This is a genomic window from Streptomyces sp. NPDC046712 (assembly GCF_040645695.1).
Classification (GTDB): Bacteria; Actinomycetota; Actinomycetes; order Streptomycetales; family Streptomycetaceae; genus Streptomyces.
Map to the genome: position 1 here is coordinate 245,605 of NZ_JBEYYW010000008.1, position 16,734 is coordinate 262,338.

At 68.1% G+C, this 16,734-nt stretch carries 8 protein-coding genes and 1 pseudogene; 4 read left to right on the forward strand and 5 right to left on the reverse strand.

The features are described 5' to 3' along the window. The first annotated feature begins 218 nt into the window (after positions 1 to 218). Positions 219 to 8,807, forward strand: a complete 8,589-nt coding sequence (locus tag ABZ939_RS13885; RefSeq protein WP_361853173.1) for a DNRLRE domain-containing protein — start codon at positions 219 to 221, stop codon at positions 8,805 to 8,807. Positions 8,808 to 8,884: 77 nt separating this feature from the next. Then, the gene (locus tag ABZ939_RS13890) at positions 8,885 to 9,181 is read left to right on the forward strand and encodes a hypothetical protein (RefSeq protein ID WP_361853176.1); all 297 of its coding nucleotides are present in this window, start codon (positions 8,885 to 8,887) and stop codon (positions 9,179 to 9,181) included. Positions 9,182 to 9,291: 110 nt separating this feature from the next. On the opposite strand, the gene ABZ939_RS13895 is transcribed toward ABZ939_RS13890, so the two are convergent. The 3 genes from ABZ939_RS13895 to ABZ939_RS13905 are packed head-to-tail and all read right to left on the reverse strand — an operon-like array spanning position 9,292 to position 13,144. After that, positions 9,292 to 11,682 (reverse strand): molybdopterin cofactor-binding domain-containing protein, encoded by a 2,391-nt coding sequence (locus ABZ939_RS13895; protein ID WP_361853179.1) that lies wholly within the window; start codon positions 11,680 to 11,682, stop codon positions 9,292 to 9,294. Positions 11,683 to 11,684: 2 nt separating this feature from the next. Continuing rightward, positions 11,685 to 12,248 (reverse strand): (2Fe-2S)-binding protein, encoded by a 564-nt coding sequence (locus tag ABZ939_RS13900; protein ID WP_361853182.1) that lies wholly within the window; start codon positions 12,246 to 12,248, stop codon positions 11,685 to 11,687. A 2-nt stretch (positions 12,249 to 12,250) separates the two neighbouring features. Next, positions 12,251 to 13,144: an FAD binding domain-containing protein gene (locus ABZ939_RS13905; RefSeq protein WP_361853185.1), complete on the reverse strand. Its 894-nt coding sequence runs from the start codon at positions 13,142 to 13,144 to the stop codon at positions 12,251 to 12,253. Positions 13,145 to 13,403: 259 nt separating this feature from the next. On the opposite strand from ABZ939_RS13905, the pseudogene ABZ939_RS13910 reads away from it, so the two are divergent. Together ABZ939_RS13910 and ABZ939_RS13915 are read left to right on the forward strand one after the other, a co-directional pair. After that, a pseudogene (locus ABZ939_RS13910) lies at positions 13,404 to 13,712 on the forward strand (PucR family transcriptional regulator ligand-binding domain-containing protein); the annotation flags it as partial. 90 nt (positions 13,713 to 13,802) lie between these two features. Then, positions 13,803 to 15,083, forward strand: coding sequence for a helix-turn-helix domain-containing protein (locus ABZ939_RS13915; protein ID WP_361853251.1), 1,281 nt, complete (start codon positions 13,803 to 13,805; stop codon positions 15,081 to 15,083). Between the two features lie 48 nt (positions 15,084 to 15,131). Here the strand turns inward: ABZ939_RS13915 and ABZ939_RS13920 are convergent, their stop codons facing one another. After that, complete coding sequence (locus tag ABZ939_RS13920) at positions 15,132 to 16,097, reverse strand: hypothetical protein (protein ID WP_361853188.1); 966 nt, start codon at positions 16,095 to 16,097, stop codon at positions 15,132 to 15,134. Positions 16,098 to 16,192: 95 nt separating this feature from the next. Further along, entirely contained in the window at positions 16,193 to 16,729 is a 537-nt protein-coding gene (locus ABZ939_RS13925; RefSeq protein WP_361853191.1) for a hypothetical protein, read from the reverse strand. Positions 16,730 to 16,734: the final 5 nt, after the last annotated feature.

Here is a 16,734-nt window from a genome sequence, read left to right on the forward strand (position 1 = left end):
AACCGGACCGATATGTCGTCCCAGTTGACAGGCCATCACCTCTGTGACCAATAATCCCGCCCGCGAGAGCCGAGCGGGAACGTAAGCGTTTCCCGCCGGCCGCATCGGCGTGCCCGCTTTCCCGCACCCGGGACGGAGGGCCAATGAGAGGGATGGGCTTGAAAGTGAGATACGGGAGATTCGTCTCCTGCCTCGCGGTGTCCGCTTTGGCGAGCACCATGCTGCCACACGTCGCTTATGCGGCATCAGTTCCGAATGATGACGGCGAGGGCATAAGCAGCGTCTTCGACGGCTGGTTCTCGGATTCCGCCGAGGACGGGAACAGGCCCGAGACTCCGCGGACCGGCGGGACCGCGGTCCTGCCGAGCCGGGACAAGCTGCCGCAGGGCAAGGCCGCGGCGCAGCCGAAGCGGGTCGGCGAGCTGACCGGCCGGCGGACGGCGAACGCGCGGTACTGGCAGCTGTCCGACGGACGTGTGCAGGCCGAGGTCTCGGCCGCGCCGACGGCGTACCGGTCGGGGAAGTCCTGGAAGGACGTCGATCTCGGCGTCACGGCGTCGGACCGCAAGGGCTTCGAGTTCGCCAACACGACGAACGCCGCTCGGAGTTGGTTCGGTTCGGACGCGCGGCAGCTGTTGCGGTTCGAGTCGGCGGACGGGCATGCGGTCACGTTGGGTCTGGAGGGTGCGGGCAAGCTCGCCCCGGTGGCCAAGGGTGACACCGTCACGTACAAGGACGCGGTCCGTGGTGCGGATCTGTCCTACCAGGTCGGTCCGGGCCGGGTGAAGGAGAACATCGTCCTGGCCGAGCGCCCGGACGGCCCCGTGTCCTTCACCTTCACCCTGGACGCCGGTGGACTGACGCCGAAGTCGGGCAAGGACGGCTCGGTCCTCTTCTACGGTGAGGCCAAGGACCCGGTCCTGGTCATCCCGGCGGCGTTCATGACGGACGCGAAGAAGGACGCCCAGTCGCCGTACGGCCACGCCTACAGCGACAAGGTCAGCCAGCAGCTCTCCCGTGACGGCAAGGGCTGGAAGCTGACCGTCACGCCCGACGCCAAGTGGCTTGCCGCACCCGAGCGCCAGTACCCCGTGACGGTCGACCCGACGATCGCCATCGCTCCCACCCCCAACGCCGCCCTGGACACGATGATCCTGTCCTCGGCGGGCAGCACCAACTTCGCCGACTGGCGGCTCTCCGCCGGTCTCGACGCGTCCGGTGCGGCCGCGCGCTCGCTGATCAAGTTCGGTCTGTCCGGCGTCCCCGCCGGCACGAAGCTCGACGACGCCCGGCTCCAGCTGTACTACGACCAGACCCACACGGGTGTCGCCAACGGCGCCCCGGTGACCCTGGGCGCCTACCGCGCGACCCAGCCGTGGGACGAGTCGGCGACCTGGAACAGCGCCAACGGACTGGTCGGTGAGCTGTCCGGCTCCTCGACCGTCGTCGACGACGGCGACGCGGGCCGGACTGCGGCGGTCGGTTCATGGCCTGCCTCCGGCAATGCGGCGTTCACGCAGTACGCGGTCAACCAGGACTACCTCTACAACAAGGACTCGGTCGCGGGTGACACGTACACCTACCAGCCGAAGCTGCCGGAGGACGGCACCTACCAGGTCGACGCCCATGTGATCCCGGCCGACGACCGCTCCACGGCCGTCCCGTACACCGTCACCTACGACGGCGGGACCAAGGCGTACACCGTCGACCAGAAGACCGGCACCGGCGGCATCTGGAAGCCGCTCGGCGCCCACCCGTTCAAGGCGGGCACGGCCGGCAAGGTCGTCCTCGGTGACGGCCCCGCCTCCACGAGCACGGCGGTGATCGCCGACGCGGTCCGGCTCACCAAGGCCGGCACGGTCTCCATGCCGTACGCCACCTACAACAAGTGGCACTCCTTCTCGGTCAAGGACACCGTGCAGGGCTGGCTGGACGGCACGAACGCCAACAACGGCTTCGTGATCAAGGCCGTCAACGAGGCCGCCGGCGCCCCCAAGGGCGGACCGCGCTACGAGGCGTCCGAGTTCGGGTACGGCGGTGAGACGGTCAACTACCCCAAGCTGGTGCTGACCTTCGGCCGTCAGGGCGTGGACCTCGCGGCCCCGACGACGATCCACGACACGGGCGCGGAGCTGAACTGGTCCGCCTACCAGGACCAGGACCCGGTCGCCACGAGCGACGACCTCGTCGAGTACCAGGTCCACCGTTCGATCAGCCAGACCTTCACCCCGTCGGCGTCGACGCTGGTCTCGCCGGTCGCCTCCGGGACGACGGCGTTCACGGACACGACAGCGGCGCCGACCAAGGCCGACGACCCCGATCCGTTCGGACGCGCCTACTACTACATGGTCGCGGTCAAGACGAAGGACGGGCAGCTCGTCCCGGCCCCGACCCAGCTGGTGCGGCTGCCGAAGGCCGGCCGGACCACGAAGGTCATCGAGGCCGCGCAGGACACCACCCTGTCCTCGACCGAGTCGACCCTGCCGCACGACACCGTCACCGACGGCCTGCCGCAGAACTGGGTGACCGTCGGCAACAACTCCGCGACGTACGGCAAGACCCGCACGCTGCTGAAGTTCCCGCCGCTCGGCATCCCCGCGACCGCGCGCGTCCTCGACGCCAATGTGCGGATGTGGGGAACCCAGACGACCTTCTCCGCGTCGGGTGCAAGCTACGAACTCCGCCCGCTGGCGCGTGACTTCGACGAGGCCACCGCCACGTGGGTCAAGGCGAACGCGAGCACCAACTGGACCACCGCGGGCGGCGACCACGGCTCCACCGTGGCCGCGACCGTCGGCGCCATGTCCAACGACCCGGCCCGGCACGACTGGAACGTCACCTCCCTGGCCCAGTCCTGGGTGACGACCCCGGCCTCCCAGCAGGGTGTCCTCATCAAGACGGCGAACGAGGCCGCCTCGCAGGAGCGGACGCTGTTCCTCTCCACCGAGGCGTCCGAGGCCCGGCTCCACCCGAAGATCGTGGTCACGTACATCGACTCCACCACCGAGTCGACGTACTACGCGCCGCAGACCCCGGCGCGGATGACCCCGAACACCACCTACACGGTGGACTTCAGCCTCACCAACACAACCGCCTCCGTCTGGAAGGCCTCCGAGCAGGTCCTCACCTACAAGTGGGCCCTGCCGGACGGGACCGACGTCACCAACGGCGGCAACCAGATCGAGACCGTCCTGCCGAACGATGTCGCACCGGGCGACAGCGTCAGTCTGCAGGCGCAGGTGAAGACCCCGATCAATTCCGACTCGGGGAACAAGCGCACCGACTACGTCCTGACCTGGGACGTCTACAACAAGACGGCCGGTACCTGGGCCTCGGGCACGGCCGGAATCCCTGGCCTGGCGCAGAACGTCGCGGTGGAGGATCCGACCTCCAACCAGCTCGGACTGGAGAAGTTCTACTCCTACACGGGCAAGAACACCGGCGCCGGCTCGACGCTCATGAACAACACCGCGTCGGGCAACAGCGTCTGGCAGTACAACGCGTTCACCAACCCCGGCCGCGGCATCAACACCTTCGGCCGGTTCGCGTACAACTCGCTCGACACCTCGGACACCGTCCTCGGCCACGGCTGGTCGGCACAGCTCTCCGGCCCCACGCGGCTGGGCGCGCCCCTGGAGTTCCACCCGAAGCCGAACCCGACGGAGATCAAGCTCCCGGACGGCGACGGAACGACGCACGTCTTCAGCAAGCAGGGCGACGGCACGTGGAAGGCGCCGGCCGGTGTCCACTACAAGGTCACGGCGAAGCCGGGTCTGGACTGCACGCCGCTGAAGGACCCGACCCCGGACGCCTGGACGCTGACGCGTCCGGACGGGACGCGGTTCCTGTTCGGCTGCGACGGCTACATGACGTCGATGGTCGACAAGAACGGGAACACGCAGACGTACACGTACGAGGAGCGGAAGTCCAACAACAAGCCGACCAAGTTCCTCAAATACATCACCGACCCGGCAGGCCGGCAGTCGCTGACCGTCGAGTACTACTCCAAGGGTGAGACCAGCAACCCGAAGATCATCGACCACGTCAAGTCGATGACCGAGATCTCGGGCCGCAAGCTCACCTTCGAGTACTCCGACAAGGGCCTGCTGACGAAGCTCACGGACGGCGCGGGCTCGGCCCAGCCGAAGGTCTTCGGCTTCGAGTACGACGCCACCCAGGGCAACAAGAACGTCAAGCTGGTCAAGGCCACCGACCCGCGCGGCAACGCCACGCAGCTCGCGTACAACTACCCGCAGGCCGGGGACGACCCGAAGTACCACTGGTGGACCAAGACGATCACCGACCGTCTGCAGGGTGCCACCGGGTTCACGTACGCGGTCGACGCGGCGAACACGAAGTTCACCGACACCACGGTGAAGGACGCCGAGAACCACTCCACCGTTTATGTGACGGACGACTTCGGCCGCCCGGTGCAGACCACGAACGCGAAGTCGCAGTCCACGAAGATGTCGTGGGACGCGGACAACAACGTCACGTACCTGGAGGAGGCCAACGGCGCCAAGACCGCGTACTGCTACGACCAGAAGACGGGTTTCCCGCTCTGGCAGCGTGACGCGGAGAACAACAAGAGCGGCATCCCCGCGCAGAGCGAGTGCGCGCCGAACACGTACCCGGCGAACTCCGTCCGGTACGCCTACCAGACGCGTGCCGACGGCTTCTCTGCCGACCTGTTCACCAAGACCTCCCCGGAGGGCCGGAAGTGGCAGTTCGGTTACGACACCTTCGGCAATCTCACCACGGTCACCGACCCGAAGGGCGTGGCGACGACCGGCACGGCCGGTGACTACACCACGAAGTACGAGTACAACGCCTACGGTCAGCTGACCAAGGCGACCGACGCCAACGGCAACCCGACCACCAACAGCGAGTTCAGCCCGACCGGTTACCCGGCGACGATCACGGACGCGCTGAACAAGTCGACGGCGTTCGTCTACGACGAGCGCGGTCAGGTCACCGAGGTCACCGACGCCCTGGGCAAGAAGACCACGCAGACGTACGACACGTTCGGTCGCCCGCTGGTCTCCAAGGTGCCGAAGGACCAGGCGGCGGGCGTGCTGATCACGACGCCGGCGCCGGACTACGACGCCAATGACAACGTCACTAGGTCGACGTCGCCCAACGGCGCGGTCTCGACCGCCGTGTACGACGCCGCGGACCAGCTCAAGGAGGCCACGGCTCCGGCGAACAACGGCACCGCGCCGCGGAAGTCGACCTACGTCTACGACAAGGTCGGCCATCTGAAGTCGACGACCGAGCCCAAGGGCAACCTCGCGGGCGCGGCGGCCGGTTCGTTCACCACCACCAACCACTACGACTCGATCTATCAGCTCACCTCCGTGGTCAACTCGGCCGGTGACACGATCAGTTACGTCTACGACAACGTCGGAAACGTCACCACGGTCGTCGATCCGAAGAAGAACGCGACCGCCGACCCGGACGACTACACCGGCAAGACGGCGTACGACCTGAACCACCGGGTCACGACGTCCACCGACGCCGCTGGCAAGTCCGTGTCCAAGAAGTACGACAAGGACGGCCTGGTCGTCGAGGCGACGGACGCCGAGAACAGGACCACGTACCTCACGTACGACGAGCGGGCCAAGCAGACCGAGGTCAAGGTCCCGTACACGGGCACGTCCTCGATCACGTACCGGACCACGAAGTACGAGTACGACCAGGTCGGAAACACGACCAAGGTGGTCACCCCGCGCGGTACGGCGACGGCCAACGCCGACGACTTCGCCGCGCGCACCGAGTACGACGCGATGAACCGTCCGGTCAAGAAGTTCCAGCCCTACGACCCGGCGGACGCCCGCTACAACGACCCGAACGTCTACACCGAGACCTCCTACGACGCCGTGGGCCGGGTGGCGAAGTCCTCGCTGCCGCCGTCCGACGGCCAGACGGTCCGCAACGACACCACGTACAGCTACTTCGACAACGGCTGGGCGCGGTCGTCCACGGACCCGTGGGACATCACCACGAAGTACGAGTACAACGACCTGGGGCAGCAGACCAGCCGCACCCTGCTCTCCGCGGGCGGTTCGTCCGAACGCACCATGGGCTGGACGTACTACCCCGACGGTTCGCTGAAGTCCCGTACGGACGACGGTGTGCCGGTGGGCAAGGACGTGGTCCTGGCCGACAACAGCGACAGCCAGAACATCTCCGCCACCGGAACGTGGGCCCACGGGAACACCACCGGGCAGCAGGGCTACGACCACCGCACCCACGCGGCCGGTACGGGCACCGACGCGTTCACCTGGACGCTCAACATCCCGAAGGACGGCACGTACACCGCGTACGTGAAGTACCCGGCGGTGACGGGCGCGGCGACCGCGGCCAAGTACACCGTGACCCACGGCACCGGCACCGCTGACGTGACGAAGGACCAGAACGCGTCCACCGGCACGTGGGTGTCGCTGGGCTCGTACTCCTTCAAGCAGGGCAACGGCGCCAAGCTGCAGCTGTTCCAGAACAGCGGCGGCAAGGTCGTCGCCGACGGTGTCAAGCTGGTCCGTGACACGACGGGCGAGCCCGTCGACGCGGAGAAGCGGAACTTCGTCTACTCCTACGACGCCAACGGCAACCTGACGTCGATCGACGACACGTCCGCCGGCGCGAAGGTCGACGCCTACACGGTCGCGTACACGGGCCTCAACCAGGTCCAGAAGGTGACCGAGGCGCTGGCCGGGCAGGAGAAGAAGTCCACCAGCTTCACCTACGACGCGAACGGCCTGCAGGACACGGTCTCGCACCCCGACCAGTTCGCGAAGTACACCTACGACCTGCGTGACCTGGTCAAGACGGTGTCGGTGGGCAAGTCGGCGACGGACACGTCACCGAAGGTCAGCTCGTACACGTACACCGACCGCGCCCAGAAGCTGAGGGAGACCAAGGCCAACGGGAACACCGTCGACTACACCTACTACCACAACGCTTCCCTCCAGACCTCGACGGAGAAGAAGCCGAACGGCACCCTCGTCACCTCGCACACCTACGCCTACGACGCCAACGGCAACAAGGCGCAGGACATCGCGAAGAAGATGAACGCCGACAACAACGCGGCGTACCTCGAGTCCACCACGGACTTCAGCTACGACCCCGTGAACCGGCTCTCCAAGTCGGTGAAGTCGGGCAACGGCGCGAGCACGGACACCTACGTCCACGACGCCAACGCCAACGTCATCAGCCAGACGGTCAAGGACGTGTCGACCACGTTCAACTACGACCGGAACCGGCTGCTGACCGCGACGTCGGCCGGGAACACGGCCAGCTACAACTACGACCCGTACGGTCGTCAGGAGTCCGTCACCGGCGACGGCCAGGTCATCGAGCGGACCGTCTACGACGGCTTCGACCACGTCGTGGAGTCCCAGAAGATGGACGACACCGGCGCCCTGAAGTCGACGAAGTACACCTTCGACCCGCTGGACCGCACCACGTCCAAGACGGCCGACGGCAAGACCACGGACTTCACCTACCTCGGCCTGTCCGGCGAGGTGCTGAACGAAGAGGTCGCGGGCGAGCTGACGAAGTCGTACCAGTACAGCCCGTGGGGCGAGCGTCTGTCCCAGGTCAAGCACAACACCGACGGGACGACCGAGGACGGCTTCTACAGCTACAACGGCCACACGGACGTCGAGACCGTCACCGGCACCACCGGTGACACCGAGGCGACCTACGGCTACACCGCCTACGGCAAGGACGACGAGTCCGAGTTCACCGGCATCGACAAGCCCGAGGCCGGAGACCCCACCAAGGAGGCGTACAACGCCTACCGCTTCAACTCCAAGCGCTGGGACGCCCAGTCCGGCACGTACGACATGGGCTTCCGCAACTACAACCCGGGTCTCAACCGCTTCACCACCCGGGACATGTACAACGGCGCCCTGGCCGACATGGGCCTGGGTTCGGACCCGTACACCAGCAACCGGTACGCCTTCACCGGCGGCAACCCGGTGTCGATGGTGGAACTCGACGGGCACCGTCCGATCGAGTGCAACGAGTCCGGCTACACCTGCACCATGAACAGCGGCGGCGGCTGGGACGTCGAGGCGAAGGACACGAGCCCCTCGACGCCGTCCCCGGACGGCTCGCTGGTCACCATCGGCGCCGGCTGCCCCCCGGCCTGCTCCACGTCCACCAAGGAGCTCACCGTCGAGCACCTGCTGCTGATGGGGCTGTCCGACGACTACGGTTCGGAGAAGGACCTCGACGTCTGGAGCAACTGGGACGCGGGAGCCCAGATCTGGAACCACATCTTCGGAGGGGTCGAGGAGGACCAGGCGCAGCACAAGAGCGACTTCGTCGCGGCGTACGGTGACACCATCATCGCGGCCGCGGAGAAGTACGACATCCCGGCCACCCTGCTGGCCGGTGTGGCCTACAACGAGGTCTCCGGAGACCCGCCGTTCTTCGACGTCGGCGGTGAGATCCTGGACGGCGACACCGCCTCGTACGGAAACGTCAGCATGCAGATCACCCTCGCGGCGGACCTGCTCGGCTACGATCCGGAGAACCTCAGCGGATACCAGCGCAGCGAGATCAAGGGTTCGCTCCAGGACAACGTCCAGAACCTCTTCCTGACCGCCAGGTATCTGTCCGTGGGCAGGGACACCATCGCTCCGGGGACAGGGGCCTCCGAGTTCACCCAGAAGAACATGCAGGACGTCGGGGCCTGGTACAAGGGCGGTCCCAAGTACTGGGCGACCGATCCCGACTCGCAGGCATACGGCGGTCGGATCGTCGGCAACCAATCCATGCTGTCGGGCCTGATCGGCTAGAGTCCCGGCTTCGCGGGGGTGCCGGGCGACGACCCGGCGCCCCCGCACAGAGGCTGCCAAAGCAGGACGGAACGAAAGTGATAGCTGAGAACCAGAAGCCGGTCGTCCTCTGGGTCCGCGGGATCCTGGCGGCGGCGCTGTTCGTCGTCGCGGTGTTCATGATGGCCTTGAGCCTTCCGGCCGTGGGCGTCGAGAACACGCCGACCAGCGACCGCGACACCGCGGCCGGCGCCTTCTTCTGCCTGCTCCTGTCGACGCTGTTCGTCGTCGGGGCGGCGGCGGTGGCGTTCCGCTGGAAGACCGCGCGTGTGCTGTGCGCCCTCCAGCTGGTGCTCGTGGTGGTCATCTGGACCCAGGTGCCCAGCCCGTTCTGAGCGCCCGGGCCGCGAGCCCGACCGACAGTAGAAGGATCCGCCCGACGGCTCGAGCCGTCGGGCGGATCTGTTCCGGTCGGGCGGATGTGTTCCGGTCGGGCGGATGTGTTCTACAGGGTGCCGGTGAGGTGCTCGGGGCGGACCGGCGTCTTGTTGAGCTCCAGACCCGTCGCGTTCCGGATCGCCGCGAGGACGGCCGGGGTGGACGACAGGGTCGGGGCCTCACCGATGCCGCGGACGCCGTACGGCGCGTCCGGGTCGGCCAGCTCGAGGTAGTCGACCGGGATGGTCGGGGTGTCGAGGATGGTCGGGAGCAGATAGTCCGTGAAGGAGGGGTTGCGGACCTTCGCGGTCTTCGGGTCGACGATGATCTCCTCCATCACCGCGACGCCCAGGCCCTGGGTGGTACCACCCTGGATCTGGCCGACGACGGAGAGCGGGTTGAGCGCCTTGCCGACGTCCTGGGCACAGGCCAGTTCGATGACCTTGACCAGGCCGAGCTCGGTGTCCACCTCCACCACCGCACGGTGCGCGGCGATGGAGTACTGCACGTGGCCGTTGCCCTGGCCGGTGACCAGGTCGAAGGGCTCGGTGGGACGGTGCCGCCACTCCTCCTCGACCTCCACGACCTCGTCCTCCAGGACGTCCACGAGGGTGGAGAGGACCTCGCCTCCGTCGGTGACGACCTTGCCGCCCTCCAGAAGCAGTTCGGCCGTCGCCCACGCCGGGTGGTACGAGCCGAACTTGCGCCGGCCGATCTCCAGGACCTTCTCGCGGACGATTTCGCAGGAGTTCTTGATGGCTCCGCCGGTCATGTACGTCTGACGGCCCGCGGAGGTCGAACCGGCCGAACCGACCTGCGTGTCGGCCGGGTGGATGGTCACCTGGGTGACACCCAGCTCCGTGCGCGCGATCTGGGCGTGAATGGTGACACCGCCCTGCCCGACCTCCGCCATGGCGGTGTGGACCATCGCGACGGGCTCACCGTTGATGACCTCGATGCGCACCTTGGCGGTGGAGTAGTCGTCGAAGCCCTCGGAGAAGCCGACGTTCTTGATGCCGACGGCGTAGCCGACGCCACGGACGACGCCCTCGCCGTGCGTGGTGTTGGAGAGCCCGCCCGGCAGCGCACGGACGTCGGCGCCCTCGGAGCTCTCCCACTGGCGCTCCGGCGGCATCGGGCGGGCCTTGATCCGGCGCAGCAGTTCGGCGACCGGCGCGGGCGACTCGACCGGCTGGCCGGTCGGCATGATGGTGCCCTGCTCCATGGCGTTCAGCTGCCGGAACTCCACGGGGTCCATGCCCAGCTTCGCCGCGAGCTTGTCCATCTGCGCCTCGTAGGCGAAACACGCCTGGACGGCGCCGAAGCCGCGCATCGCGCCACAGGGCGGGTTGTTGGTGTAGAGGCCGATCGCCTCGATCTCGACGTCGTCGATGACGTACGGGCCGACCGAGAGGGACGCGGCGTTGCCGACGACCGAGGCCGTGGACGAAGCGTAGGCGCCGCCGTCGAGCACGATCCGGCACTTCATGTGCGTGATCTTGCCGTCCTTGGTGGCGCCGTGCTCGTACCAGAGCTTCGCCGGGTGGCGGTGGACGTGCCCGAAGAAGGACTCGAAGCGGTTGTAGACGATCTTCACCGGCTTGCCGGTGCGCAGCGCCAGGAGGCAGGCGTGGATCTGCATCGAGATGTCCTCGCGACCGCCGAACGCGCCGCCGACGCCGGACAGCGTCATGCGCACCTTCTCCTCGGGCAGGCCGAGGACCGGGGCGATCTGCTTGAGGTCCGAGTGCAGCCACTGGGTGGCGCAGTACAGGTCGACACCGCCGTCCTCCGCGGGGACGGCAAGGCCCGACTCCGGGCCGAGGAAGGCCTGGTCCTGCATGCCGAAGGTGTACTCCCCCGAAACGATCACGTCGGCCCGCTTGCGGGCCTCTTCCACGTTGCCGCGGATGATCGGCTGGCGGTGCACGATGTTCGGGTGCGGGACGTGACCGGAGTGGTGGTCGTCCCGGTTCTCGTGGACCAGGAGCGCTTCCGGGGCGAGCGCCGACGCCTCGTCGGTGACGACGGGCAGTTCCCGGTACTCGACCTTGATCTTCGCGGCGGCGCGGCGCGCGGTCTCCGGGTGGTCGGCGGCCACGAGGGCGACCGGCTCGCCGTGGTGCCGGACCTTGCCGTGGGCCAGGACGGGAGTGTCCTGGAACTCCATGCCGTAGTACTTCATCGCGGCCGGCAGGTCGTCGTACGTCATCACCGCGTAGACGCCCGACGTGGCCAGGGCCTCGGAGGTGTCGATGGAGACGATCTCGGCGTGCGCGACCGTGGACCGCAGGATCTGACCCCACAGCATGTCCTCGTGCCACATGTCCGAGGAGTAGGCGAACTCGCCGGTGACCTTCAGGGTGCCGTCGGGGCGCAGCGTCGACTCGCCGATGCCGCCCTTCGTCCGCGAACCCTGGGTGACGTTGGTGGGGATACCGGTGGTGGTGCCGGCCATGGTCAGACCTCGTCTTCCTGGAGTCCTTGACGTTCCTGACGGGCCGCGGCCAGGCGGACCGCGTCCAGAATCTTTTCGTAACCGGTGCAGCGGCAGAGATTGCCGGAGAGCGCCTCGCGGATGTCCGCGTCGGACGGCTCGCTGTTGACCTCGAGGAGCTCGTCGGCGGCGATCAGCAGACCCGGGGTGCAGAAACCGCACTGGACGGCGCCGGCATCGATGAACGCCTGCTGGATCGGCGAGAGCGCCGCACGCGGGAAGGTGCCGCCCTCATCGCCCGCAGAGTCGGTGCCGCGACCCCCGTACGCGGCACGCTCCTCGTCATAGGCGGCAAGGCCCTCGACCGTGACGACCTCGCGGCCCTCGACCTGCCCGGCGGCGACCAGGCAGGAACAGACCGGGACCCCGTCGAGACGGACGGTGCAGGAACCGCACTCACCCTGCTCGCAGGCGTTCTTGGAGCCTGGAAGCCCGAGGCGCTCGCGCAGGATGTAGAGGAGGGACTCGCCCTCCCAGACGTCGTCGGCTTCCTGCGGACGACCGTTGACCGTGAAATTGACGCGCATGGTCATGCAGCTCCCTCAAGCGTGCGGCCGTTGCCGCCGCGGTACCGCTCCCAGGTCCAGCCGAGCTGCCGGCGGGCCATGATGCCGACAGCGTGCCTCCGGTAGCTCGCGGTGCCACGAACGTCGTCGATCGGGTTCGCCGCGCCCGAGCACAGGTCCGCGAACTGCTTCGCGATCGACGGGGTGATGATCTTGCCGCTCTCCCAGAAACCGCCTTCTTCGAGCGCGGCGTTGAGAAAGTCCTCGGCGGCCCCGGCCCGGATCGGCGTCGGCGCGGCCGAACCGATACCGGTGCGGACCGTGCGGGTCTCCGGGTGGAGCGCCAGGCCGAAGGCGCAGACCGCGATGACCATCGCGTTGCGCGTACCGACCTTGGAGTACTGCTGCGGGCCGTCCGCCTTCTTGATGTGGACGGTCTTGATGAGCTCGTCCGGCTCGAGGGCATTCCGCTTCACGCCCGTGTAGAACTCGTCGATCGGGATGCGGCGGTTGCCGCGCACCGACTCGACCTCGACCTCGGCGCCCGCCGCGAGCAGCGCGGGGTGCGCGTCTCCGGCCGGCGAGGCGGTACCGAGGTTGCCGCCTACACCACCGCGGTTGCGGATCTGCGGAGAGGCCACGGTGTGCGAGGCGAGCGCCAGACCCGGCAGCTCGGCCCGCAGGTTCTCCATGATCCGGGTGTACGGAACGGACGCGCCCAGTTGGACGGTCTCTTCCCCGACGTACCACTCCTGGAGCTCGGTGATCCGGTTCAGGTCCAGGAGGTACTCGGGACGGCGGTGGTCGAAATTGATCTCGACCATCACATCGGTGCCACCCGCGATCGGCACCGCCGCGGGGTGCGCTGCCTTGGCAGCGAGCGCCTCCTCCCAACCGGCAGGGCGAAGGAAGTCCATGAGCGTCTCTCTTCTTCGTATCAGGTTCATGTCGAGCCAGGGCCCGAAGCCCCTCGACCGACGCGTTCACACGCTGTCGGCCGGACACGGAGAAGTAGACCCAGCGATCAAGGGGGCGAGGCAGTCACCGATCCCCCAGAAACGGCCTCCCCGCCGCCTGTGGACCACGGTGCTTTTCCACCGCATCACGCCTGTGAACTGCGGCGATACACGTCAAGGAAGCAGCGTGAGCGGGTGAGGACGTGAGAGAGTGGCGATCATGCGGCTACGTGAACTCTTGGACGAACTGGGGCTGTTCCTGCTCGTGGGCCAGGACGCCGACGACAGCGCTCCGGATCGAGACGTTCGCGCCGTCCTGACCACCGACCTGGCCGACCCCGGTCGCTTCCTCTCCGGCGGCGAACTCGTCCTCACCGGGCTTGCCTGGTGGCAGGAGGACGGAGACGCCGAGTCGTTCGTACGCGTCCTCGCCCGAGCGGGTGTCACGGTCCTCGCCGCCGGCGAAGCCGAACACGGACTCGTCCCGGACGACCTCGTGCGCGCCTGCCGACGCCACGGCCTTCCACTCGTCGCCGTAACACCAGACATATCGTTCACGACGATCACCGAACACGTCCTGCGTCGTCTGCACAGCCGGCAGGTCGGCGGCCTCGCCGCCATGGTCGAACGCCATCGACGCCTCCTCACCGACCCGGGTGCCCCGGACTCCGTACTGGAACTCCTGGAGCACAGCCTCGGCCTCGACGTGCGCGTCCTGTCCCCGACCGGGCGCCAGATCGCCGGGGCTCGCCCTCCCCTGCGGGCCAAGACGGCGGCGGCACTGGCCGGGCGGTATCTCGCCGCACGCCGCTCGGGCGAGGCCGCTCCCCATCGGGTCACGCTCGGGGAGCGGCACTACTCACTCATGCCGGTACGCGACGCCACAGCCCCGTCGACACCGTCGGCGTCGTCGACGCCGTCGAGCGCGACGGGGGACGCCGCCGAGCTGGGCGACTGGGTGCTCGTCGTGGAGGCCGACACGTCGAACCGGCCTGCGGCAGACGGGGAACTCCTCGACCGGATCGTCGAACTGGCCGCCGACGCGCGGTCCGCGCACAACCGGGCGAAGCTGGCGCTGAACGACCTGGCCCGGCAACTCCTCGACCTGCTGCACAGCCGCGTCCCACCCGACGAGATCCCCGTCCGGCTGAGCAGCACCGCGCAGGCCGTCGTCAGCCAGAAGTACACCTGGCAACGCTGCCAGTTCGTGGTTGCCAGGGGCGAGTGGCACGGAGCCCACCCCATCCCTGCCTCGGCCCTGCGCGTACTCCTGGAGGAGGCCCTGATCCAACCGGACGGCCCGGTGCCGGTGTCGCCGGAAGACATCGCCGCCACCGTCGACGGCGAACAGGCCGTGCTTTTCGTCCTGGTGCCCGAGCCCACGGACGCGCTCCCCGACCCGGCCCTCGACGCCGCTGCCCTGCAGCGGAGGCTCGCCGCGGCACTCGGGCGCTGGCTCGGCCCGACGGACAGCGTGTCGATCGGCGTCAGCTCTCCGGTCGGCGCACCCGGGAACGCACGACGAGCGCTCGGCGAGGCCCGCACCGCGCTGCGGGTCGCCGCCGAGGGTCCGGAACGAGTGACCGTGCGCGGCCCCGACGACCTCACCTCGCACATCCTGTCGCTGCTGCCCCTCATCCCGGCCGAGACCCGGCGCGCCTTCGCCGCCCGTCTGCTCGGCCCCCTGCGCGATCACGACAGCCGCCACCAGACCGACCTGCTGTCCACGCTGGAGAAGTTCCTCGAGTGCGACGCGTCCTGGACCGCATGCGCCGCCCAACTCCATCTGCACGTCAACTCGTTGCGTCATCGCATCGCCCGCATCGAGCAGCTCACGGGCCGGGACCTGGCCCGGCTCGAGACGAGACTGGACTTCCTCGCGGCCTTGAGGGTCGGCTGAGTCGACGACCGGTGACCAGGCAGGCAGCCCACTCCACGTACACGCCCGTCAGAACAGTGAGTTGTCTCCCCGCAGCCGGCGGCGCAGGAACGAGGAGAAGGTCTGGTCATGCAGATGCGTGAGGGACGTGCCGCCCGGCTCGACGTAGCCGACGCGCCACTCCTGCGGGTCGCCCGTCAGGGCGAGCCAGCCGAACGCCCTGCCGTCCAGTTCGCCCCACTGCAGGAACACGGTGTCCTCGGTCAGCCAGCCGGCCCTTGCGACGGGGAGCACCCGCATCCCGGCGATCACGCCGCCGGGGAACTCCCGCATGACCGTCAGGTAGTCCTCCGGGAACACGAGGGTCGACTCCCTCGCCCGCTCCACGGCACGGTCGACGAGCTCCCGTGCGTACTGCCGGATGCCCGGAACACCGATGTTCCGGATCCGGGTGACGAGCTCCTCCACTGCGCCGACGTCCGGGTTCGACAGCACCGTGGCCGTCGCTGGCATGTCGTCGGCGACGCTCCAGAAGGAACCCGCTTCGTATTCCTCGATGGTCTCGAACGCGGGCATCCCCTCGGCACGTCCGAGCAGCGCCCGCGCGATGAACTCCGAGGCGGAGAAGGGAAGGTCGAGCCACAGCTGGAAATCGTCGTCCGTGACGACGGTCGTCCAGTCCGCAGTGTCGGCGGCGGTGGCGTCCCACAGCAGCACGCCGTCGGTGGCGGTGCGGCCCCACGGGACCATACCGCCGGGCTCCGGGTGAAGAGGCAGCCACAGCCGCTGCTCGCGGCTGCGCAGCGACAGCTCCATGTCCCCGATGCGCAGCGAGGTGGGGCGGGTGAACTCCTCCAGGGAGCGCACGGGGAGGCTGCCGGGCCGTTCGAGCAGCACGGAGCCCGCGAAGACTCCCGCCGGCACTGCCTGGACCAGGAGCTCGAAGTCCTCGGGGACGACCCGGCCGTACGCGTCGTCCTCCGGTCGTTTCGGTGCGTCGAGGCCGAGCAGTCGGACGACGTCGAGATGGTTCATGTGTGGCTCCGTCTCCTCTTCACACGACGCAGACGGCCCGCCGGTCGAAACCGGCGGGCCGTCCTGTCGGAGTCCGGCCCCTGGGGACCCGCGACTCAGAACTCCCGGAAATAGGGTGTCGGGATCGTCCCCGCGACACTGAACACCGAGAAATCGGCCTCCGTGAGTACACGGTAAAGGAATTCCGACGCGGTCATGTCGAAACGCTGGAACGGCTCCAGCGGATCCACTCGCGCCACGACGGGCCACGACGACGGATCCTGCGCCTCGTCGGCCAGCCAGTAGTACTCCTCCTCGATGAAGGAGTACCCCCACTGGAGGAGGCCCGTCCCCTTGTTCTCCTCATTCGCGCCGAGGAGCCCATACGGTTCGAAGATCCGACGATTTTCCGGATTGCCGCGCACGGACCTCAGCAAGGTCTGGTGATTGGCGAGCACCGACTCCTGGTCCCCCTGCGCCCGCAGTACCAGAATATGGTCACTGAAGGCGCCCCACGGGGCGAAGCGTCGGCGCAGTTCCTTGAAATCGGCCGGCAGAGGGGTGCCCAAGGTTCCTTCGGCGTCGGTCCAGTCGGGTTCGCCGGCTTCGGCGTTCCAACCGGTCACCGCCACCAGGCGTTCGACCCACTCCATGTGCA

Excerpts from the sequence above, each read along its gene's own strand:
- ABZ939_RS13885 (WP_361853173.1), top strand. The coding sequence starts at position 219 with ATGCTGCCACACGTCGCTTATGCGGCATCAGTTCCGAATGATGACGGC.
- ABZ939_RS13895 (WP_361853179.1), bottom strand. The coding sequence starts at position 11,682 with ATGGCCGGCACCACCACCGGTATCCCCACCAACGTCACCCAGGGTTCG.
- ABZ939_RS13900 (WP_361853182.1), bottom strand. The coding sequence starts at position 12,248 with ATGCGCGTCAATTTCACGGTCAACGGTCGTCCGCAGGAAGCCGACGAC.
- ABZ939_RS13905 (WP_361853185.1), bottom strand. The coding sequence starts at position 13,144 with ATGGACTTCCTTCGCCCTGCCGGTTGGGAGGAGGCGCTCGCTGCCAAG.
- ABZ939_RS13915 (WP_361853251.1), top strand. The coding sequence starts at position 13,803 with ATGGTCGAACGCCATCGACGCCTCCTCACCGACCCGGGTGCCCCGGAC.
- ABZ939_RS13920 (WP_361853188.1), bottom strand. The coding sequence starts at position 16,097 with ATGAACCATCTCGACGTCGTCCGACTGCTCGGCCTCGACGCACCGAAA.
- ABZ939_RS13925 (WP_361853191.1), bottom strand. The coding sequence starts at position 16,729 with ATGGAGTGGGTCGAACGCCTGGTGGCGGTGACCGGTTGGAACGCCGAA.